Origin of the sequence: Ancylobacter rudongensis, assembly GCF_900100155.1 — a bacterium.
GTDB classification, from domain to species: domain Bacteria; phylum Pseudomonadota; class Alphaproteobacteria; order Rhizobiales; family Xanthobacteraceae; genus Ancylobacter; species Ancylobacter rudongensis.
Genome location: NZ_FMTP01000004.1, coordinates 84,319 through 104,235 on the forward strand (window position 1 = coordinate 84,319; position 19,917 = coordinate 104,235).

19 protein-coding genes and 1 tRNA gene are annotated in these 19,917 nt (G+C 66.1%); 14 read left to right on the forward strand and 6 right to left on the reverse strand.

Annotated elements, in window-relative coordinates; all coding sequences use genetic code 11:
- Positions 1 to 10: 10 nt before the first annotated feature.
- Complete coding sequence (locus BLO63_RS11600) at positions 11 to 700, reverse strand: FadR/GntR family transcriptional regulator (RefSeq protein WP_091440556.1); 690 nt, start codon at positions 698 to 700, stop codon at positions 11 to 13.
- A 184-nt stretch (positions 701 to 884) separates the two neighbouring features.
- Between BLO63_RS11600 and BLO63_RS11605 the strand changes: the two genes are divergently transcribed.
- From BLO63_RS11605 to BLO63_RS11625, 5 genes are read left to right on the forward strand one after another with little or no spacing between them, the layout of a single operon-like run.
- Entirely contained in the window at positions 885 to 1,889 is a 1,005-nt protein-coding gene (locus BLO63_RS11605; protein ID WP_091440558.1) for an ABC transporter substrate-binding protein, read from the forward strand.
- A gap of 10 nt (positions 1,890 to 1,899) precedes the next feature.
- A complete protein-coding gene (locus BLO63_RS11610; RefSeq protein ID WP_091440560.1) occupies positions 1,900 to 2,730 on the forward strand; it encodes an ABC transporter permease in 831 nt (276 codons plus the stop codon).
- A 2-nt stretch (positions 2,731 to 2,732) separates the two neighbouring features.
- Positions 2,733 to 3,539, forward strand: a complete 807-nt coding sequence (locus BLO63_RS11615) for an ABC transporter ATP-binding protein (protein ID WP_091440562.1) — start codon at positions 2,733 to 2,735, stop codon at positions 3,537 to 3,539.
- An 11-nt stretch (positions 3,540 to 3,550) separates the two neighbouring features.
- On the forward strand, positions 3,551 to 4,303 hold the full coding sequence (locus BLO63_RS11620) for an ABC transporter permease (protein WP_091440564.1): 753 nt from the start codon (positions 3,551 to 3,553) through the stop codon (positions 4,301 to 4,303).
- Positions 4,303 to 5,007 (forward strand): fumarylacetoacetate hydrolase family protein, encoded by a 705-nt coding sequence (locus BLO63_RS11625; protein WP_091440566.1) that lies wholly within the window; start codon positions 4,303 to 4,305, stop codon positions 5,005 to 5,007. Before BLO63_RS11620 ends, BLO63_RS11625 begins: the two co-directional genes overlap by 1 nt.
- Before the next feature lie 126 nt (positions 5,008 to 5,133).
- Here BLO63_RS11625 and BLO63_RS11630 read toward each other — a convergent pair whose 3' ends face one another.
- Positions 5,134 to 7,260 (reverse strand): DEAD/DEAH box helicase, encoded by a 2,127-nt coding sequence (locus tag BLO63_RS11630; RefSeq protein ID WP_091440569.1) that lies wholly within the window; start codon positions 7,258 to 7,260, stop codon positions 5,134 to 5,136.
- Between the two features lie 303 nt (positions 7,261 to 7,563).
- Between BLO63_RS11630 and BLO63_RS11635 the strand changes: the two genes are divergently transcribed.
- The 5 genes from BLO63_RS11635 to BLO63_RS11650 all read left to right on the forward strand — a co-directional run bounded on the left by BLO63_RS11635 (position 7,564) and on the right by BLO63_RS11650 (position 11,340).
- Positions 7,564 to 9,093: an MFS transporter gene (locus tag BLO63_RS11635; RefSeq protein ID WP_091440571.1), complete on the forward strand. Its 1,530-nt coding sequence runs from the start codon at positions 7,564 to 7,566 to the stop codon at positions 9,091 to 9,093.
- 169 nt (positions 9,094 to 9,262) lie between these two features.
- Positions 9,263 to 9,336: transfer RNA gene (locus BLO63_RS11640), tRNA-Gly, on the forward strand.
- 183 nt (positions 9,337 to 9,519) lie between these two features.
- Complete coding sequence (locus BLO63_RS11645; RefSeq protein ID WP_091440573.1) at positions 9,520 to 10,455, forward strand: 2-hydroxyacid dehydrogenase; 936 nt, start codon at positions 9,520 to 9,522, stop codon at positions 10,453 to 10,455.
- Positions 10,456 to 10,533: 78 nt separating this feature from the next.
- Complete coding sequence (locus BLO63_RS21120; RefSeq protein WP_162841807.1) at positions 10,534 to 10,689, forward strand: hypothetical protein; 156 nt, start codon at positions 10,534 to 10,536, stop codon at positions 10,687 to 10,689.
- Positions 10,690 to 10,749: 60 nt separating this feature from the next.
- Positions 10,750 to 11,340 (forward strand): SCO family protein, encoded by a 591-nt coding sequence (locus BLO63_RS11650; RefSeq protein ID WP_091440575.1) that lies wholly within the window; start codon positions 10,750 to 10,752, stop codon positions 11,338 to 11,340.
- On the opposite strand, the gene BLO63_RS11655 is transcribed toward BLO63_RS11650, so the two are convergent.
- Complete coding sequence (locus BLO63_RS11655; protein WP_091440577.1) at positions 11,285 to 13,228, reverse strand: glycosyltransferase; 1,944 nt, start codon at positions 13,226 to 13,228, stop codon at positions 11,285 to 11,287. The two genes, BLO63_RS11650 and BLO63_RS11655, sit on opposite strands and share 56 nt — an antisense overlap.
- A gap of 230 nt (positions 13,229 to 13,458) precedes the next feature.
- Between BLO63_RS11655 and BLO63_RS11660 the strand changes: the two genes are divergently transcribed.
- The 4 genes from BLO63_RS11660 to BLO63_RS11675 all read left to right on the forward strand — a co-directional run bounded on the left by BLO63_RS11660 (position 13,459) and on the right by BLO63_RS11675 (position 17,151).
- Complete coding sequence (locus BLO63_RS11660; RefSeq protein ID WP_091440579.1) at positions 13,459 to 14,220, forward strand: transporter substrate-binding domain-containing protein; 762 nt, start codon at positions 13,459 to 13,461, stop codon at positions 14,218 to 14,220.
- Positions 14,221 to 14,308: 88 nt separating this feature from the next.
- Positions 14,309 to 15,967 carry a lysine--tRNA ligase gene (locus BLO63_RS11665; protein ID WP_091440581.1) on the forward strand — a complete coding sequence of 553 codons (1,659 nt, stop codon included), beginning with the start codon at positions 14,309 to 14,311 and terminating at the stop codon, positions 15,965 to 15,967.
- A gap of 57 nt (positions 15,968 to 16,024) precedes the next feature.
- Complete coding sequence (locus tag BLO63_RS11670; RefSeq protein WP_091440583.1) at positions 16,025 to 16,573, forward strand: hypothetical protein; 549 nt, start codon at positions 16,025 to 16,027, stop codon at positions 16,571 to 16,573.
- Between the two features lie 92 nt (positions 16,574 to 16,665).
- On the forward strand, positions 16,666 to 17,151 hold the full coding sequence (locus BLO63_RS11675; protein WP_162841808.1) for a CVNH domain-containing protein: 486 nt from the start codon (positions 16,666 to 16,668) through the stop codon (positions 17,149 to 17,151).
- Between the two features lie 34 nt (positions 17,152 to 17,185).
- Here the strand turns inward: BLO63_RS11675 and BLO63_RS11680 are convergent, their stop codons facing one another.
- The 3 genes from BLO63_RS11680 to BLO63_RS11690 all read right to left on the reverse strand — a co-directional run bounded on the left by BLO63_RS11680 (position 17,186) and on the right by BLO63_RS11690 (position 19,854).
- A complete protein-coding gene (locus BLO63_RS11680; RefSeq protein ID WP_091440588.1) occupies positions 17,186 to 18,874 on the reverse strand; it encodes a thiamine pyrophosphate-binding protein in 1,689 nt (562 codons plus the stop codon).
- 88 nt (positions 18,875 to 18,962) lie between these two features.
- Positions 18,963 to 19,445 carry a DUF6644 family protein gene (locus BLO63_RS11685; protein WP_091440590.1) on the reverse strand — a complete coding sequence of 161 codons (483 nt, stop codon included), beginning with the start codon at positions 19,443 to 19,445 and terminating at the stop codon, positions 18,963 to 18,965.
- 7 nt (positions 19,446 to 19,452) lie between these two features.
- Positions 19,453 to 19,854, reverse strand: coding sequence for a DUF6152 family protein (locus tag BLO63_RS11690; RefSeq protein ID WP_244517840.1), 402 nt, complete (start codon positions 19,852 to 19,854; stop codon positions 19,453 to 19,455).
- Positions 19,855 to 19,917: the final 63 nt, after the last annotated feature.

The following is a 19,917-nucleotide window of genomic DNA, read 5'->3' on the forward strand; positions in this document are numbered from 1 at the left end:
AGGTTGGGCGTCACTGACGGTCGAGGAGCTTGCGCTCCACTGTCTGCAGGTGGGCGCGCATGCCGGCAGCGGCGGCGGCGATGTCGCGATGCTCGATGGCGTCGACGATCGCTTCGTGCTCGGCGAAACTGTGATGGTCGGGCAGCGGTTTCACCGGCTCGGTTCGCAGCCGGCCCCAGGTCACGGCCCGGCGCACCGCGTTCAGCGTGTCGAACAGGCCGAGAAGCAAGGTGTTCTGCGAAGCTTCGGCAATGGTGCGGTGCAGGCGCGTGTCCCAGGCTTCATATTGCCGCCAAGTGTCGGCCTGCCGGGAGCGGGTGAGGCACAGACGCATCTCGGCGATGTCCTCCGGCGTGGCGGTGAAGGCGGCGGCACGGCAGATTTCTGGCTCCATCACGATGCGCGCCCGCATCACCTCGGCCGGATTGCTGCGCCGGGCAAGCGCCGCGATGTCGGCGAAGGTGTCCAGCGGCCGGCTACCCATGAAGGTGCCTTTGCCGACATGACGCCAGAGCTGACCCTCCGCCTCCAGCACGTCGAGGGCTTTGCGCAGCTCGGTGCGCGACACGCCAAGCGCCGCCGACAATTCCCGCTCGGGCGGCAGGCGGCCATCATCTGCAAGATCGATCTGGGCCAGATAGCCACGCAGCTGCGTGACGATGCCTTTTTCCAGATGGGGGTCGGCGGAAGGATTAAGCATGGGTGTCCGGATCAACCAAAGTGCGAATTGGTTCATTCTATGGCGGCATCAAAACGTGCAGTCAAGCCAATCCGACCTTGACCCATTGCGACGGCCAATATAAACCAAATCCAAATTGGTATCCAACCTCGCGGGTTGGGTGAGTGGCGGATTAAAACCGCTCGGCGCTCATGGGAGACTGGAAATGCTCAAGGAATTCACGAGAAAACGGTGCGGTCTGTCCGCAATGGCGGTCGCTATCGGCGTCGGCCTTGCCGTGGCGTCAGTGCCGCAGGCCGAAGCTAAGGTGCGCGTTGCCTATGGCGACATTGCCTCGGTCGAGAACCTCCATCTGCTGGCGGCCTTCGAACTGGCCAAGCAGCGGGGTGTCGACATCGAGATGACCTATCTCAAGTCCGAGGACATCGCTGCGCAGGCGGTGGTGAGCGGTCAGGCGGATATCGGCGTCGGCGGGCCCTACGCGCTGATGCAGAAGGTTAAGGTGCCGGTGCGCATCTTCCTGCAACTCTCGACCTTGCGCTTCTACCCGGCGGTCAATGCCGAATTCTACAAGACCTGGAAGGACCTGAACGGCCAGGAAATCGCGGTCCATTCGCGCGGCTCGGGCACCGAAGCCATCATGAAGCTGATGGAAGAGAAGCAGGGCATCAAGTTCTCGAAGATCAGCTACATCCCCGGCTCGGAAGTACGCACCGGCGCTCTGCTGCAGGGCAACGTCAAGGCGACGATCGTGGATTCGGCAGGCCGCCGGCTGCTGCAGGAAAAGGCTCCAGGCAAGTTCATCATCCTGCCGCTCGAGGGCATCAACGCCACGGACGAGGCGCTCTTCGCCCGCCAGGATTTCCTCGACAAGAATGCCGGCGAAGTCGACGTCATCGTCGAGTCGGTCCTCACCACCTGGCGCGAAGTGACCAAGAACCCGGCGATCGTCGCGGAGTGGCGCACCAAGTACAAGCTGCTGCCCGACCTGCCGGCCGATCAGGTGGCGGAGATCACCCCCTACTTCACCGAGCTCGCGGAGGGCAAGGCGTTCCCGCTCAATGGCGGCGGCGAGGCGGCGGCCAAGGATGACTTCGCCTTCTATACGCTCTCCGGCCAGCTCCAGGGCGACGCTGCGAGCCTGAAGGTCGAGGATTTCTGGGCCCTCGAGCCGCTGAACCGCGCGCTCGGCAAGGTCGGCACGAACTGAGGCCGGTTGGATGAGTTTTCCGGTACAGGCGAACGGCTCCTCGCGAGCCGTTCCCACCTCCGAGGCTTCCTTCTTTTGGAGGAAGCTCTCGGAGCACCGCACGGCCCTTTGGCGCCTGGCGTCAATCGGCCTCTTCTTTCTCGTCTGGGAGATCGCCGGCCGGATTCCGATCAGCTACGCTTTCCCGACCTTCCTGGAGACGCTGCGCGCCTTTGTGACGATGACGCTCGATGGGTCCTTCGTCGCGGCCTATGCCGAGACGCTGCAGCCGCTGGTGATCGGCATCGCCATCTCCGCCTTCATCGGCATTGGTCTCGGCATCGTCATGGGCCTGTCGCGCTTCGCCGAATGGCTGGTGGCGCCGGTGTTCATCGTGCTTCAGGCGGCGCCGATGGCGGCGCTGATTCCGCTCATCACCTTCGTCTATGGCATCGGCCTGGTGTCGAAGACGCTGGCGGTGATCATGCTGGCACTGCCGGTGATCGTGCTCAACGGCTACAAGGCGGTGCGCAACGCCAATCCCTCGCTGGTGGCCATGTGCTACTCGTTCCAGGGCAATCTGTGGCAGCGCATTACCAAGATCATCATCCCGGATGCGAGTCCGGTGATCTTCGCTGGCCTTCGTCTCGGCCTCGCCGCCGGCTTCATCGGCGTGATCCTGGCGGAACTGCTGATCACCCCGACCGGCATTGGCGACCTCATCACCTATCATCGCTCGGTCGCCAACTATGCCGAGATGTATGCGGCCGTCGTCTCCATCATCCTCGTGTCCACCCTGACGCTCGCCGCGCTTGAGGCTTTCGAGCTTCGCGTGCTGCGTCCCGAGAAGAGAAAGTCCTGATCATGCGGAACATTACCGCTCAGGCGGCCACCGCCGCCGCCGTTGCCGCCGGCTCGGATGTCGCGGTCGAAGTGCGCGGCGTGTGCAAGATGTACAATGAGGTCGAAGCCCTGCGCGGCATCGACCTCGACTTCCCCGCCGGCAAGCTGACCACGCTGCTTGGCCCGTCCGGCTGCGGCAAGACCACCCTTCTCAAGATCATCGCCGGTCTGATCCCGGCCACCTCGGGCGAGATCAGGGTCAATGGCCAGACCGTCACCGGCCCCGGCCCCGAGCGCGCCTTCGTGTTCCAGGACTTCGCGTTGATGCCGTGGGCGACGGTCATGCGCAATGTCGCCTTCGGCCTGGAACTCAAGGGCATGGGCAAGGACGAGCGCCAGTCGATCGCCCGGAAGTACATCGCCGAGGTCGGCCTGTCCGGCTTCGAGAACAAGTACCCGCACGAGCTTTCCGGTGGCATGCGCCAGCGCGTCGGCCTCGCCCGCGCCTTCGCGGTAAATGCCGATGTGCTCCTGCTCGACGAGCCGTTCTCGGCGGTGGACGAGCAGAACCGCCGCAAGTTCCAGGAGGACCTGCTCGAACTGGTCGAGAAGGAGAAGAAGACCTTTATCTTCGTCACCCACTCGATCGAGGAAGCGGTCTACTGCTCCGACCGCATCGTCATCCTCTCGCGCCGGCCCGGTCGGATCGCGCAGATCATTGAGCCTGAAATCGACCGTACGGCCTCGCCGGACGCCATTCGCCGTGACCAGGGCTACCTCGATACGGTCGAGGAAATCTGGCAGGGCCTCAAGCGCTACGTCGATTAGGGGAGGCCGCGATGACTTTGTTTGGCTATCGCGTGCCCATGATGGCGTCGCTGCTTGTGTGGTGCGTCATCTGGGAAATCGTCGGGCGTTCCGGCGCCATGTTCCTCATTCCGCCACTCTCCGACGTGATCGTCGCGGCGATGGCGCTGGTACAGACCGCCACCTGGCAGTCGGCAGCGATTACCACGCTGAACAGCTTCTTGCTTGGCATGTTCTTCGCCATCGTCGTCGGGATCGCCATCGGCGTGCTGATGGGGCGTTCGACCACGGCCGACAGCCTGCTCGGCATCTGGGTGAACATCTTCGTCTCGGCGCCGCTTTCGGCGCTGGTGCCGGTGCTGATGATTCTGTTCGGCATGGGCGAGACGACGGTGGTGGTCACGGTCTTCCTGTTCGCCGTCTGGATCATTGTGCTCGACACCCGGGCCGGCATTCAGGGCGTCCCGCCCTCGCTCGTCGAGATGGGGCGCAGCTATGGCGCGTCGCCCTGGACGCTTTACAGCAAGATCATCTTCTTCGCCGCGCTCCCCGAAATTCTCGCCGGCATCCGGCTGGGCGTCGTGCGCGGCGTCAAGGGCGTGGTGATCGGCCAGCTTCTGGTGGCGATCATCGGCTATGGCGAATTGTTCGAGCTCTATTCGCGCAATTTCGACATGGAGAATTTCTGGGCCCTGACCATCATCCTTTTCGCCGCCGCGATGGGGCTGTCGGCCCTGATCGAGAGCATTGAGAAACGCGTCGACTATTACGCAGGAGTACGCTGATGAACGCGCCTATCGACACTTCCGTCTATGTGATCACGCCTCCTGGCATTCCGACGCTGCCCGTCGAAGGCTCGGACCAGCTGTTCCCGATCCATCGCATCTACTGCGTCGGCCGCAACTATGCCGAGCACGCGATCGAGATGGGGCATGATCCCGACAAGGAGCCGCCCTTTTTCTTCCAGAAGAACCCCGACAACGTCATCACCGACGGCACCTTCCCCTATCCCGACAAGTCCAGCGACGTGCATTACGAGCTGGAAATGCTGGTCGCGATCGGCAAGGGCGGGGTGAACATCCCGGTCGAGTCCGCGCTCGATCACGTGTGGGGCTATGGCGTAGGTCTCGACATGACCCGCCGCGACCTGCAGGGCGAGGCCAAGAAGCTGGGCCGTCCTTGGGAAATCGGCAAGGCCTTCGAGGACTCCGCCCCCTGCTCGGCACTGGTACCGGCCTCGGTCATCGGCCATCCCGCCGCTGGCAAGGTGTGGCTGAACGTCAACGGCACGCAGCGCCAGGTCGGCGACCTCAACCAGATGATCTGGAAGGTGCCGGAGATGATCTCCTACCTCTCCGGCCTGTTCGAGCTTCAGCCCGGCGACGTCATCATGTCAGGTACCCCGGCCGGCGTCGGTGCCATTGTGCGCGGCGATGTCATGGAGGGCGGTGTCGACGGCGTCGGCTCGCTCACCGTCAAGGTCGTCTGAGCGGCTGTTGCCGGCACCCGGGGCAATCGCCCGGTGCCGGCATCGCACTAACCAAACGGGACGCGGCGCCATGGCCCGCGTCCCGTTTTCGTCTGGAGGCCATGCGTGCCGCTGTTCTAGCGCGCATCAGGGGCGTCGCGGCGGCTTGCTCTTGGCATTGGACTTGCCGCCCGGCTTCTTGCCGGCGAAAGGCTTGGCCTCGAACGTCTTTGCCTCGAACCGCTTAGCCGTGGGCTTCTTAGCCGGAGCCGATTTGCCATCAGGCTTCCTGCCTTCAAATCTCCCCGGCGGCTTTCCTTCGAACGCTGTGGGGCGCACGGGCTTGGCCGGCCGCTCGCCGTCGCTGTTGGCCAGCGGGTTCCATTCGCGCGGCTTCTCGAAACCGCCCTTGCGATGCGCCGTCTTGCTGCGCTCATAGGTGCCGCCCTCCGGCGCGCCGCGCTCCGGCCGGCTGTCGGCGGGCTTGCCCTTGGCCGGCTCATGGCGCGGGGCTGGCTCGCGCTTCTCGTAAGCAGGTTTCTCATGGGCAGGCCTGGCGTAGGCGGGCCCGTCCTGCGCCGGCCTCTCGCGCTCCGGCCTATCGCGTTGCGACCGTTCAGGCGACGGCCGGCTGCGCGGCGGGCGTGATGAGCGCTCCTCCGACGGCCCGCCAGGCAGCGGCTCGATGACGACGTCGCCACCTTCGATCTTGCGCACCGACTTGCCGAAGCGATCGGCGGCGGCACGGCTGACCTCGAAGGCGGTTTCCTCGTCGAGGATGCGGATGATGCCGATTTCCTTGCGGGTCACGTTGCCACGGCGGCAGATCAGCGGCAGCAGCCATTTGGGGTCGGCATTGCTGCGACGCCCGACATTGAGCCGGAACCACACGCTCCCGCCGCCCGATGGCCCGCCAAACTCCCGGTCGGCGGCGCGATCGCGCACAGCGCCCCCGCGTGGCTCGCCGGGGTCGGCGACCTCCTCCGGTGCCGGCAGGCCGGCCCGATAGAGCCGCACCAGAGCGGCGGCGAGATGCTCGGGGGCATGCGCCGCCAGCAAAGTGCGACCGGCGGCAAGGTCTTCTTCATTCGCTTCGTCGGTGAGCAGCGCGTCCCGCAGCATGCGCTCATGGTCGAGCTTGCGGATCTCCTCTGAGGTCGGCGGGCCTGACCACGCCGGCACGATGCCGAGCCCGCGCATCAGGTCCTCGGTCCGCCGACGCCGGAACGGCGGCACCAGAAGCACGCTCACGCCCTTGCGCCCCGCCCGCCCGGTGCGGCCGCTGCGATGCTGCAGGCTCTCGGCGTCGTTCGGCAGGTCGGCATGGATGACGAGGCCGAGATTGGGCAAATCAATGCCGCGCGCGGCGACATCGGTGGCCACGCACACCCGTGCGCGTCCGTCCCGAAGCGCCTGCAGGGCGTGGTTGCGCTCGTTCTGGCTGAGTTCGCCGGACAGTGCCACGGCGGAGAACTGCCGTTCCTGCAGCATGGCGTGCAGCCGCCGCACCGCCTCGCGCGTATTGCAGAACACGATGGCGCTCGGCGTGTCGTAGAAGCGGAGCACATTGACCACCGCGTGATCGATCTCGGTCGGGGCGATGCGGATGGTGCGGTATTCGATATCGGCGTGCCCGCCCTCGGCGCTCGCCACCTCGATGCGCAGCGCGTCGCGCTGATAGCGCTTGGCCAGCGCGGTGATGCCGCGCGGCATGGTGGCGGAAAACAGAAGGCTGCGCCGCTCCGGCGGGGTGGCATCGAGGATGAATTCGAGATCCTCGCGGAAGCCGAGGTCGAGCATCTCGTCGGCCTCGTCCAGCACCGCGACTTTCAGCGCGGAAAGGTCAAGCCGGCCGCGCTCCAGATGGTCGCGCAGCCGCCCCGGCGTGCCCACCACGATATGCGCGCCCTGATTCAGCAGGCGCTGCTCCTGGCGCGGGTCCATGCCGCCGACGCAGGAAACGATGCGCGCGCCGGTCGCGGCATAGAGCCAGGCGAATTCCCGCTGCACCTGCAGCGCCAATTCGCGGGTCGGAGCCACCACAAGGGCGAGGGGAGCCGTCGCGTGCGGCAGACGCTCCTCCCCGCCCAGCAGCGTCTCGGCCATGGCGAGGCCATAGGCCACGGTCTTGCCGGAACCTGTCTGCGCCGAGACTAGCAGGTCGCGCCCCGCCGCCTCTGGCGCGAGCACGGACAGCTGCACCGGAGTCGGGTTGTTATAGTCCCGTTCGGCCAGCGCTTGGGCAAGCGCCAGGTTCGTCGTCATGAAGGTCACGGCTGGTCCGCCTATGTCGCAGTCTCGTCAGGCGTCGAAGGGGAGCCATCGGAAAAATGTCTGGAAGCCCCTTCCTTAATCGCGCCGGAGCCGCGACGCCACTGTCGTCCACGCATCCCCGCGCCGTGCCCGGCGCAGGGCCCGCCCCGTTGGCTTCCCGCACGAGGAGAGTCTGCCGCCAAACGCTGGGGCGGCGGGCTTTGCTTGAAACGGCGTGATCCTCGCCGGAGGGGCCCGTCACGCGGCTTTCACGCGAGGTGATCACGTTGCACGCTACCATCGCCGGACGACGCAGGAACCTTGATGCAAGAGCACCTCCCCCACGCGAGTCACGAGCCCGCCATCGGCAGGACGGTTCAATACTACATCGACGAGCGGCCGAACTGGCCGGACGGCACGCCGGTGCCCGTGACGCCGATGACCGCGATGCAGTGGCGCATCTGGGGGCTCGCGGCAGCCGGAAAGTTCTTCGAGGGTCTCGTCGTCTTCATGACCGGCGTGGCTATGCCGCTGATCGCCAATGAATTCGGCCTCGGCGCGGTGGAGCACGGGGTTGTGGGTGCCGCCTCGCTCGCCGGCATTCTGGTGGGCGCCTTGCTGCTCGGCGGCCTTGCCGATCAGTTCGGCCGCAAACTTATGTTCATCGTCGAGATGGTGCTGTTCATCATCTTCCTCATGCTGCTGTCCGTGGCACCGAGCTACGTCTGGCTCGTCGTCTTCCTTTTCGGCATCGGACTCGCGCTCGGCTGCGACTACCCGACGGCGCACCTCATCATTTCCGAGAGCATCCCGACGAGTGCCCGCGGCCGCCTCGTCCTGGGTGCGTTCGCCTTCCAGGCGGTTGGTGCGCTGGTCGGTACCGGCGTCGGCTATGTCGTCCTCACCATCGATTCCGACGTCACGGCGTGGCGGTGGATGTATGCCGCAGCCATCATTCCGGCCATGCTTGTGCTAGCCGGCCGCTTTTTTGTCACCGAAAGCGCGCCCTGGCTGTTTGCCCGGGGCCGGAAACATGAGGCTGAGCACGAAACCGCCCGCCTGCTGCAGCGCAAGCCCGCCTATCCGAAGAAGGTGGTTCTCTCCGCGCCCCACAAGGTGGAGGCGGGCGCCACTGGCTGGATGGCGCTGTTCAATCGCCGCAACCGCCGCGCCACCATCCTCGCCTCTGTGCCGTGGTTCCTGCAGGATCTGTCGACTTACGGTATCGGCATCTTCACTCCCACCATCCTCGCCGCGACGCTCGGCCATGACAGCGGCAACGCCCGCAATATCGCCGAGATCATTCAGAACGACATCGCCGCCGCCGAAGGCGCGGCCATGATCGACGTGCTGCTCATCGTCGGCATTATCTTCGCCGTCGCGTTGGCGGACCGGGTTGGCCGGGTCCCGCTGCAGATCCTCGGCTTCATCGGCTGCGCTGCCGGGCTGCTGATCGCGTCCTTCTCCGCCTATTACGACGGTGCGATGGGGACGGCGCTCATCTTCATCGGCTTCATGATGTTCAACTTCATGACCAATCTCGGCCCGAACGCGCAAACTTACCTGCTTGCCGGCGAGGTGTTCCCGACCGCCATTCGTGGCAAGGGCGCCGGCTTCGCCGCTGCTTTCGCCAAGATGGGCGCCGTGCTCACCGCCTTCGGCTTCCCAATTCTGCTCGCCTCCCTTGGCCAGCAGATGCTTCTCTTCGGCCTCGTGGCGATGTCGCTGCTGGGTGCCGCCGTCACTTGGTGGTTCCGCATCGAGACGACGGGCGTCAGCCTCGACGAGGTGGGCGCTCATGGCCACCATGCCGGCAAGGTTCCAATTCCGGACAGCGCCCTTGCCGAACTGTGAAGCGGGTGAACCTTGTCGGACCCAACGAGGATAGATTGCAACGTCCCGCGGTAAGCCGGCACGCCGGGAAGGCCATATTCAGGGAGTGCCCCCTTGCGCTCTCTCCTGTGAAGCATGCGCCGGGGGACTTGAAGCCACCGGCCGGCACCCTTATGGTGCGGCCACCTGAGCGGGCGTAGTTCAATGGTAGAACGGCAGCTTCCCAAGCTGCATACGAGGGTTCGATTCCCTTCGCCCGCTCCACAAGCTTCTCGACCGCTTGCCCAATGTTGCCTGACGCGCCCTCGTCGGCGGACGGATGCCAGGGTGGCGACGGCCGGGTGGCTTCCGGCGGAGCGTGGCTCAGCTGGCTTTCTGTCGGCCGTCCCGAGCCGTTAGGATGGTTGCGCCCGGCGAGTCGGCGGGCGGGAAAACGGGAGAAGGTGCGTGAGCGGGGAGGCCCTGGTCTTTTACAGCGCGGTGGACAATGCGCAGGAATGGCGCGCGGCGCTTACCGCCGAACTCCCTGATCTCGATGTACGCATTGCCCCTGACATCGGCGACCCCGCCGACATTCGCTACGCACTAACCTGGGTCCCGCCGGCCGGTTTCTTCGCGCTCTTCCCCAATTTGCAGCTGGTGGTCAATCTCGGTGCCGGCGTGGATGCGTTGATGAAGCGCGACGACCTGGTGCCGGTGAAGTTCGCCCGCCTCAACGATCCTGGCATGGAGGCGATGATGGCGAGCTACGTCATCTTCGCCGTTACCCGCTATGCCCGTGACATTCCCGTCTTCGAGCGCGCCAAGCGGCGCGGGGAGTGGGAGTATGTTCATCCCCGTCCGCTGTACGAGATCAAGGTCGGCGTACTCGGGCTCGGCGAGCTCGGCGCCGCGTCGGCAAAGGCGTTGGCGGCGATGGGCTTTTCCGTCACCGGCTGGTCGCGCAGCCCGAAGGACATTCCCGGCGTCACTGCACTGACCGGCCGCGAGGGGCTGGAGCGCGTGCTGAGCGAAAGCGAAATTGTCGTGTGTCTGGTGCCGCTAACGCCGGACACTCATCATCTGCTCGGCGCCACCGAACTGGCCCTCATGCAGAAAGGCGCCAAACTGGTGAATGTGTCGCGCGGCGCGCTGGTGGATGAGGCGGCGCTGGTCGAGGCGCTGCGTTCCGGCCATCTCGCCGAAGCGACGCTCGATGTATTCGAGACCGAGCCGCTGCGAGAGGGCCATGCGCTCTGGGCGCTCGACAATGTGCTGATCACTCCCCATGTGGCGAGCATCACCGTGCCGGCCCTGGCCGCGCGCGATGTGGCGGAGAGCATCCGCCGCGTGCGTCAAGGTCTGCCGCCGCTGCATGAGGTGGACCCGCGCCGCGGCTACTGAGGTGGCGGCCGTCTCGGCTTTGACGGCCGCCACCTCGTTGGTGCTGTTCGTGCTAAGCTGCAGTTGAGGGAGAAAGCGATGGCGGAACTCGCACGTTCACGCGGAAGCGTCTGGAACTGGGGGGCGGGCATCGTCGCGCTCCTGGTCGTTGCTGCGGCGATCGGCCTGTGGGCGCGCCACGGTGCGGCCGTTTTCTTCGACATGCTGACGGCCGGGCTGGCTTATTGCTTCTGAGCCTGTGAATTGACCCCTGGCGCCGGCCTGTGCGGCCTCGCCAAGCCTTGCTGTGGTGCCATGTCTAACCGTCGTGTTCTGCTGCTCCTCGCCGCCTTCGTCGTCGGTGCCGTCGTCATCGTCGCCAGCGCGCTCACCTTGCTCCCGCCGGGCCCCGGCACGGTGACGAGCCAGGTTACGATCGGCGGCCCTTACGAACTGATCGCCCAGGATGGGCAGGCGGTCACGCAGGAGACCTATGCCGGCAGTCCCACGCTGGTGTTTTTCGGGTTCACCCATTGTCCCGACATCTGCCCCACCGCACTCTATGAGATGTCGCAGCTCTTCGAGGAGCTGGGTCCCGATGCCCGCAAGGCGACGGGACTGTTCATCACCGTCGATCCCGAGCGGGACACGCCGGAGGTGTTGAAGGCCTATCTTGGGAGCTTCCACCCGAGCATTCAGGGCCTGAGCGGCACACCGGAGCAGATCGCCGCCGTCACGCGGGCCTATCGCGCCTATGCCAAGAAGGTGCCCACCCAGGGTGACGACTACACCATGGACCACACGGCCATTGTGTATCTCATGGACAAGGATGGCCGGTTCGTCGCCCCCTTCAACTTGAAGCGGCCCCCAGAGGAGGCCGCGGCCGAACTGCGCCGCTACTTCTGAACCTTACGACCGGCCGCAGCCGCTGCCGCCGGCGCGAGGTGCGCGCCAGCCCGTGCTCGGTCTTCGCCCAGCGGGAGGGAGCAATTGCCAGCTCGACAAGGGCGCGCCAGGCGGCGGCGGACATCATCAGCCAGTAAACCGGCATCAGCGCCGCGACGCGGGCGATGCCGGGGACGCCTCGTCGGTGCATGCCCATGAAGGTGGACAGCACCACACCTAGAAGCCCCGCAAGCAGCACGCCGAACCAGATGGCGTCGAGCAGGCTCGCCATGAAGGACGGGTATTGCCTTGGCGCGGCCACCAGATCGAGCAGCAGCGAGACGACCAGCACCGGATGCAGCAGTGCCGCCGCCGTGCCGCTGCCGAGCAGGAAGAGCAGCGTCAGCGTGCCTGGCCATCCGGCCGTGCGGCCCATAAGCAGCGGCTGGCGCGCATGCACCAGAAGGGTCTGCATCCATCCCTTGTACCAGCGCGTGCGCTGGCGCATCCACGCACCGAGCCGGCGCGGCGCTTCCTCGTCCGTCGCCGAGGCGATGACCTCGGTGCCCCAGCCGGCTCGTGCGAGCCGGACGCCGAGATCGGCATCCTCTGTGACATTGAACGGGTCCCATCCGCTGACGGCATCCAAAGCCTCACGGCGGAAATGGTTGGACGTCCCGCCAAGCGGCAGCGGTAGCCGGCAGCGGCCGAGCATGGGGAGCACGACGTCGAAATAGCCGGCATATTCGGCGGCGAACTGCTGGGGGATCCAGCCATCGGCGAGATTGTCGATGACGAGCCGCGCCTGAACGCAGCCTATGCGCTGGTTCCTCCGCGCTTTGAGAGCGGTACAGACCTGCCGCAGTTGCAGCGGATCGGGCACATCCTCCGCATCATAGATGCCGACCACCGCGCCACGGGCAAAGGGCAGGGCGGCATTCAAGGCCTTCGGCTTAGTCCGTGGCCCGACATCGGGTGCGACGATCACCTCGAAGCCGGGGCGACGGGCGTGCAAGGCCAGTGCAGTCGCTGTCGGTTCGTCATCGGCCTCGATGACCAGCAGCACCTGGAGTTTCTCTCTGGGATAATCGAGTGCGTACAGGGCATCGACAAGCTGCGGCACCACCCGTGCCTCGCGATAGAGCGGAACGATCAGGCTGTAATCGGGCAGTGCTCCGTCGTCACGCATGGGGCGTGGCGGGGCCTGCGGCGGCGTCGTGCACGCGGCGAGTTTCAACGTCGCGCTGCCGACGAGCATCAGCGCCACGAGCCCGGGCAGTACCCATGCGCCGAAGAACGAGGTTGCCGTTGCGGTAAGGAAGAGGGCCGCCAGGGCGAGGGCGGCAAGGCCGAAGAGATAGCGCGACGTCGTCAGCGTTCCGGCCGACAGGCGGGGCTGGCAATCCCGCAGCTCGAAGGCGGCGCTCCAGCCGAGTTGTCGTGCGAAGCGCCATCGCACGAAGCTGGCCAGCCGTTCAGGCGTCGTCAGGCTCACCCGGCGCCGCAACTCCGGCCGCTCGTCCAGCGTCGCCGCCAAATGGCGCAGTCGCCGCCCACGGGCGGCGATGACGAGCCGCCCATCCGCCGCGCGCATCACGCCGCTGCGCGGAACGGCGACCACATCCCTGGCACTGAGCCGCGCGGGTGCTGTGAAGATGGACGGGTCGAGCGGCTCAAAAGGCACGCCGAGCTGACGCGCCCCTGCTTCGGCAAGGTCGTCTGGCGAGACATGACCTGCCGCGAGCAGTGTCTCATCGATGCCGACGCCGATCCGGTCTGCCCGACGCCGCGCGTTATGCAGCACGGATGGATCGAGCCGGTGCGCTATGCCGGCCGCTTCGACCGGGATGTCACCCAGGTCCAGCGCCTCAAGCGGGGCGCAAGCGCGCCCCCGTACCACCTGTGTCATGCGGCGGCCCCTCGCCTAGTGGACACCAAGACGGTAGAACATCGCGGTGGCGCGGCAGCCGCCAAACCCAGCGCGAGGCCAGTGTGCGGTATTTTAGTCCGGTAGTTAAGCCCTGTTCGGTGAGGGCGTTTATCTTTGCCGTTGCCCTGGCGCTGGCGGCGCCACTGGACGCGGCATCGGCTCAATCGGCGCCGGCGCCGACACCGTCGGCCGACACCGCCGGGGCGGTGATGGTGCCCGGCTTCTGGGACCCGAAGCGGCGGCCGGAGCGGCCGGATGTCACCCGCCTGCCGGTCCAGATACGTTTTGTCACCACCGAGGACTATCCGCCCTTCAGCTTCCGCGGCGAGGACGGGCGCCCGACCGGCTTCAATGTCGACATCGCCCGCGCGATCTGCACCGAGCTTGCCATTCGTTGTACGCTTGAAATCCTGCCCTTCGAGCAACTCGTCGAGGCGCTGGACAGCGGCAAGGCGGATGCCGCCATCGCGGGTATCGCCATTTCCGCCGCCAGCCGCGAGCGCACGGATTTCTCCGATCGCTATTTCCGCTCGCCCGCCCGCTTCGTCGCCCGTCGCGGCGATCCGGCGCAGAAGGTGACGCCGGACGCGCTTGCCTCCAAATCGGTCGGCGTGGTCGCCGACACCGCGCACGAGGCCTATCTGCGCGACTTCTTCAACAAGATCGCCATCCGCCGCTTTCCCGATGCGGAAGCGGCGCGTGCCGCCTTGCAGAAGGGCGACATCGACCTGCTTTTTGGCGATGGCGTGCAACTCGCCCTGTGGCTCAACGGCACGGCCTCCGCCGGCTGCTGTGTCTTTGTCGGTGGCCCCTTCACCGAGAGCCTTTATTTCGGCGAGGGGATGGGGATTGCGGTCAAGCGTGGCAACGACGCTCTGCGCCAGTCGCTGAACTACGCGCTGGCCCAGCTGTGGGAGGAGGGGGTGTACACCGACCTCTACCTGCGCTGGTTCCCGATCAGCGTTTATTGACGCGGACCGCCGCACTACCTAGAGCATGGGCCGAGGCGGCGCAGCCGCCTTTGACGTTTCAGTGAAGCCAAGCCCAGGAGGGCCTATCATGACGGCGACCGCTCCGGTCGAAGATTTTGCAGTCGAACTGCGCACGCTGGCGGAGACCGCCGGCGCCTGGCCGTTCGAGGAAGCCCGCAAGATCGTCGAGCGTCTGAAGCGGAAACCCAAAGACGAGGTTCTGTTCGAAACCGGCTACGGCCCGTCCGGCCTGCCGCATATCGGCACTTTTGGCGAAGTGGCGCGTACCACCATGGTGCGTCACGCCTTCCACGTGCTGACCGAGGGCAAGATTCCGACGCGCCTGCTCTGCTTCTCCGATGATATGGATGGCATGCGCAAGATTCCGGAAAACGTTCCGGACCCGGCGGCGCTGAAGCCCTATCTGCAAATGCCGCTCACCAAGGTGCCGAACCCGTTCGGCGGCGGCTATGAGAGCTTCGGCCACCACAATAATGCGATGCTCCGCCGGTTCCTCGACACGTTCGGCTTCGACTACGAATTCGCCAGCGCCACGGACTACTACTTCTCCGGCAAGCTCGATGCCGTGCTGCTGAAGGCGGCGGAGAAGTACGAGGCCATCATGGAAGTGATGCTGCCGACGCTGGGCGAGGAGCGGCAGGCGACCTATTCGCCCTTCCTGCCGATTTCGCCGGTTTCCGGCCGCGTGCTCTATGTCCCGCTGAAGGCCGTTGACGCGAAGGCCGGCACCATCACCTTCACGGACGAGGACGGGGTGGACAAGACCCTTCCCGTAACCGGCGGCCATGTGAAGCTGCAATGGAAGCCGGATTTCGGTGCCCGCTGGGCGGCGCTCGATGTCGATTTCGAGATGTTCGGCAAGGACCACCAGACCAACGCACCGATCTATGACCGGATCAGCGAAATCCTCGGCGGCATCGCGCCCGAGCATTTCGTCTATGAGCTGTTCCTCGACGAGAACGGCCAGAAGATCTCGAAGTCGAAGGGCAACGGCCTGACCATCGACGAGTGGCTGACCTATGCCAGCCCGGAGAGCCTGGCGCTGTATATGTTCCAGTCGCCGCGTTCGGCCAAGAAGCTGCATTTCGACGTGATCCCCAAGGCGGTGGATGAGTATTTCAGCTTCCTCGCCCGCTATCCGACGCAGGACTGGAAGAACCGGCTCGGCAATCCTGTGTGGCACATCCATTCCGGCAACCCGCCGGTGGAGGAATTGCCGCTGAGCTTTGGCCTGATGCTCAAGCTCGCCTCGGCTTCCAATGCTGAGGACAAGGGCGTGCTCTGGCGCTTCATCGAGCGCTATGCGCCCGGCACGTCGCCGGAAACCCACCCGACCGTCGACCAGCTGGCCGGCTATGCCGTGCGCTATTTCATCGACCGGGTGAAGCCGCACCGGAGCTATCGCCTGCCCGATGAGGTCGAGGCGCAGGCTCTGGCGCGGCTCGACGCGGCGCTGGCGGAAGTGGATGGCGAGGATCGCGATGCGATCCAGAACGCCGTGCTCGATGTCGGCCGCGCCGAGCCGCGCTACCAGGACCATAAGCGCAAGAGCCCGACCGGCGGGCCGGGCGTGACGTTCGCCTGGTTCAGCGCGCTTTATGAGCTGCTGCTCGGCGAGAAAGAGGGTCCGCGCTTCGGCGGTTTCGTCGCTGCCTATGGCATCCCGGAGACCCGTGCTTTGATCGCCCGGGCGCTGGCCGGCGAACTGGCCAAGGGGGCGGCATAGCCCCGATGCGCAGGGGGCCGGCCGGGCACGTCCCGGCTGGCAAAGGGGGCGGGTGACATGTCCAGGCGGCGCAAAGGGCAGATCGATCTCCGGGTGGACGACCCGCAGCAACTGCTCGACATGCTGGATCCATTTCCATTCCGCGAGCGCGGACTGGATAGCGAGGTCGACGAGTATATTTGCGAGCATGCCGCCGAGGTGCCGCCGGAGCTTGCGCTCGCCATCACCATCCATCTGCCGCCGGCACAATGGCAGGGCATTCTGGCGCAGAGCCTGCCGGGCGTCGTCCGGCAGCACTTCCACCAGCAGGCGAAACGGCGCGGCAACGAACTGTCGCGCCTGTTCGCGCAAGGTCGCAAGGCGCTGCTGATCGGCCTCATCGTGCTCGGCCTGTGCCTTCTTGTCGGCCAGTCGCTGGTCAACCTGTTCCCCGAGTCACGCTTGGCTGGCGTTGTCATGGAAGGCCTCGTCATTCTCGGATGGGTGGCGAACTGGCGGCCGATGGAGATTTTCCTATTCGACTGGTGGCCGCTGGTGCAGGAGCGCCGGCTCTATCGCCGCCTCGCCCAGGCCAATGTTGCCGTGGTGGCGCGCGAAGACGCCTGATCCCCGGACAAATTCTTACGGATGGCTTGCGACAGTGCGGGCGCGTTCTCTATTTTGGCGCGAGAAGGCGGTCTATGCCGAGAGTAAGGGCTATGACGTTGCGGCAGCTTGGTTTTCTTGGCACGGCGCTGGGCGCCACTTTCGGTCTGATGGTGGGTAGCGCCAGCGCCCAGTCGGTCCCAGCCGGCAGCTATCTCGAAAGCTGCCGGGAGGTGCGCGACGTCGCCGGGTGGCTGAAGGCAAGCTGCCGCGACCGCGCCGGCCGCTGGGTGGACGCGACCATGGCGATTGCCTGGTGTGCCCCCGGCAATGACATCGTCAACGACAATGGCCGCCTGGTCTGCGGCGGTGCCGCTCGACTAGCTCCACCGCCTCCGCCCACCACCCCCTCGATGATCGAGCGCCCACCCTATGGCTCCTACATGGCGAGTTGCCGCGATGTGCGGATGGTCGCAGGCTGGCTGAAGGCGACCTGCCAGGATGCGCGCGGCCGCTGGGTCGATGCGACAACGGCGGCGAGTTGGTGCACCGGCGGACGCGATATCGCCAATATCGACGGCCGCCTCACCTGCCGCTAAAGGCGCCGCTGCGCATCCCCCGCCGGGGTGAGGGTCAGCTGGCTGCGGCCCTGAGCGCGTTCTCCCGCAGCGCGCTTAACGTCGTCGTGGGGGTGATCGCCTCGGGATCGAGCTTCACATGCACGATGGACGGCAGGCCGGAGGCGAAGGCGGCATCGAGCGCTGGCACGAAGGCATCGTCCGTTTCCACCGTGGCGCCGAAGCCGCCAAAGGCGCGGGCATAGGCGGCGAAATCCGGGTTTCTCAGCGTCGTCCCGAATACGCGGGAGGGGTATTCGCGTTCCTGATGCATGCGAATGGTGCCGTACATGCCGTTATCGACCACGACCGCAACGATCGGCGCGCCATACTGAACCGCTGTCGCAAACTCCTGCCCGGTCATTAGGAAATCACCGTCGCCGCACACCGCCACCACGGGCGTCTCGGGCTGCGAAATCTTGGCCGCTACCGCCGCCGGCAGGCCATAGCCCATCGACCCGGAGGTCGGGGCAAGCTGCGTTCCATAGGCGCGGAAGCGGTGGAAGCGGTGCACCCAGATGGCGAAATTGCCGGCGCCGTTGCAGATGATCGTCTCTTTCGGCAAGGCGCCGAGATAGTGCACGAGGCTCGCCATCTGCACCGCGCCGGGATTGGCGGGGGGCGCCTCGGTCCATTCGAGATAGTCCGTCCGCGCCTGCGCCCGCCAGTCGCCCCAGGGCAATTCGTTGGGCGGCTGCACGCCTTCAAGCGCCGCGGCGAAGGCGCCTGCAGAGGCGTTGATGGCGAGCGCGGGCTGGTAGACCCGGCCCAGTTCCTCCGCATCGGCATGGACATGCACGAGCGGCACGCCAGGATCGGGAATACCGAACAGGCTGTAGCCCTGTGAGGGCACCTCGCCGAACCGCCCGCCGGCGAGGATGACGAGGTCGGCTGCTTTCAGCCGGGCGAGCAGCTTGGGGTTGGCGGAGAAGCCGATATCGCCGGCGAAACAGGCGTGATCGGCCGGGAACAGCATCTGACGGCGGAAGCTCACCGCCACCGGCAGGTCGAAGCGCTCGGCAAAGCGCTCCACCGAGGCGATGGCGCGCTCATTCCAGCGGGTGCCACCGAGGATCATCACCGGCCTTTCGGCGGCCCAGAGCAGGCGTTGGAGGCGCATCATGTCGGAAAGGCCGGGCCAGGTTTCGGCAGGCTCCACCGCGACGGCATCCGGCACGGCGGCGATCTCGCTCAGCACGTCTTCCGGCAAGGCGATCACCACGGGGCCGGGCCGCCCCTGCATCGCGACCCGGAAGGCGCGCGAGACGATTTCCGGTATGCGCGCCGCCTCGTCGATCTCCACCGCCCATTTGGCGAGCGGACCGAACACGGCGCGGTAATCGACCTCCTGGAAGGCCTCGCGCCCGCGCATGGAACGCGAGATCTGGCCCACGAACAGGATCATCGGCGTGGAATCCTGCTGCGCGATATGGATCCCCGAGCTCGCATTTGTGGCGCCCGGCCCGCGGGTGACGAAGCAGATGCCGGGCCGCCCGGAGAGCTTGCCGCAGGCCTCCGCCATCATCGCAGCGCCGCTCTCCTGCCGGCAGATAACGAAGTCGACATTGCTGTCGGATAGCGCGTCCAGCACGTCGAGATAGCTCTCGCCGGGCACCCCGAAGGCCCGGGAGACGCCATTGGCGAGGAGGGCATCGACAAGCAGACGGGCGCCGGTGCGCGGGGCGGGGGAGGGCAGGGAGGTCATGATCGTGGACTCGGGCGCGACAAGAGGCCGGCACTCTAGAGCCGCCCGTGAACGAAGGCGAGTGGGCGCCGCCGGTCATCGTCGGTTCTCATGCGAAGCCGATCCAGCGCCCCGCGACGAGTATGGCCAGCCAGAGGAGGGCGGAAGCCGCCGCTGAGGCGCGCACCCCGACCGTCAGGGGGCCGCCGGCCAGAGCGCCGCGATAGGCCGGATTGACGTGCTGAATCGTCACATTCATCAGCGCCGCCCCCAGCAAGGCCAGCTTGATGAGGAACGCGCTGTTGTCGACATACTCGGCCGGTCTCACCGTGAACAGCCACAACCCTGTCACCACCGCAAGACCAACCCCGATTGCGGCGACGCGCGCATGTAGCGGGGCGATAACCACAAGCGGCACCTTCCTCAGGCCGCCAAGCAGCCGCAGGTCGAGCACGAGGATAGAGCCAAGCAGCAGCGACACGCCAAGTATGTGAGCGGCGTTCACCAGCAGATAGGCGATCCACGACGCCCGCAACCAGCGGGCGCCGGGCCAGCCGCCGAGCGCGGCGAGGAGGCTTCCGGTATCCTCCAAGACGGCCTCACCTGCTGCCGATCCGCTCCGGGTACATGTCGTAGTTCTTGCCGGCGATGGTGATGCGCACCGCCTTCATATGCGACTTGGCCTCGTCGCGGTTGCGATTGCCAAGCACGGTGATGGCTTCGCCCGGCTTGGCGGTGGCACCGGTGAAACCGGAATTGGCGGTCTGACGGGGATTGCCGAGATCGACTTGCCAGAGCGTACCATCCCGCGCGGTCACTTGCAGCGAGGGGTGCGGCGGCGCCATGGAGATGGTCGTGATCGTCCCTTCCAGCGTCATCTGCGCGCTCTCCGCCCAGCTCCATCCGTGATGGGCAAGGGCGGGGGCGGAAAGCGCCAGCAGTGTGGCAAGGCCGGTGCCGACAAGGGCGCGGCGCGTTCCGGGGCGGGTGATGGCAGACATGAAGCGGCTCCTGTCGTTAGGGAAGTCGCTTCAACTATGGTGCGCCATTGCGAGGGAGCGAGT

Coding starts and splice junctions, on each gene's coding strand:
- BLO63_RS11650 (WP_091440575.1), top strand. CDS start 10,750: ATGTCTAACCGTCGTGTTCTGCTGCTCCTCGCCGCCTTCGTCGTCGGT.
- BLO63_RS11615 (WP_091440562.1), top strand. CDS start 2,733: ATGCGGAACATTACCGCTCAGGCGGCCACCGCCGCCGCCGTTGCCGCC.
- BLO63_RS11610 (WP_091440560.1), top strand. CDS start 1,900: ATGAGTTTTCCGGTACAGGCGAACGGCTCCTCGCGAGCCGTTCCCACC.
- BLO63_RS11635 (WP_091440571.1), top strand. CDS start 7,564: ATGCAAGAGCACCTCCCCCACGCGAGTCACGAGCCCGCCATCGGCAGG.
- BLO63_RS21120 (WP_162841807.1), top strand. CDS start 10,534: ATGGCGGAACTCGCACGTTCACGCGGAAGCGTCTGGAACTGGGGGGCG.
- BLO63_RS11690 (WP_244517840.1), bottom strand. CDS start 19,854: ATGTCTGCCATCACCCGCCCCGGAACGCGCCGCGCCCTTGTCGGCACC.
- BLO63_RS11605 (WP_091440558.1), top strand. CDS start 885: ATGCTCAAGGAATTCACGAGAAAACGGTGCGGTCTGTCCGCAATGGCG.
- BLO63_RS11655 (WP_091440577.1), bottom strand. CDS start 13,228: ATGACACAGGTGGTACGGGGGCGCGCTTGCGCCCCGCTTGAGGCGCTG.
- BLO63_RS11665 (WP_091440581.1), top strand. CDS start 14,309: ATGACGGCGACCGCTCCGGTCGAAGATTTTGCAGTCGAACTGCGCACG.
- BLO63_RS11670 (WP_091440583.1), top strand. CDS start 16,025: ATGTCCAGGCGGCGCAAAGGGCAGATCGATCTCCGGGTGGACGACCCG.
- BLO63_RS11660 (WP_091440579.1), top strand. CDS start 13,459: ATGGTGCCCGGCTTCTGGGACCCGAAGCGGCGGCCGGAGCGGCCGGAT.
- BLO63_RS11680 (WP_091440588.1), bottom strand. CDS start 18,874: ATGACCTCCCTGCCCTCCCCCGCCCCGCGCACCGGCGCCCGTCTGCTT.
- BLO63_RS11625 (WP_091440566.1), top strand. CDS start 4,303: ATGAACGCGCCTATCGACACTTCCGTCTATGTGATCACGCCTCCTGGC.
- BLO63_RS11620 (WP_091440564.1), top strand. CDS start 3,551: ATGACTTTGTTTGGCTATCGCGTGCCCATGATGGCGTCGCTGCTTGTG.
- BLO63_RS11675 (WP_162841808.1), top strand. CDS start 16,666: ATGACGTTGCGGCAGCTTGGTTTTCTTGGCACGGCGCTGGGCGCCACT.
- BLO63_RS11600 (WP_091440556.1), bottom strand. CDS start 700: ATGCTTAATCCTTCCGCCGACCCCCATCTGGAAAAAGGCATCGTCACG.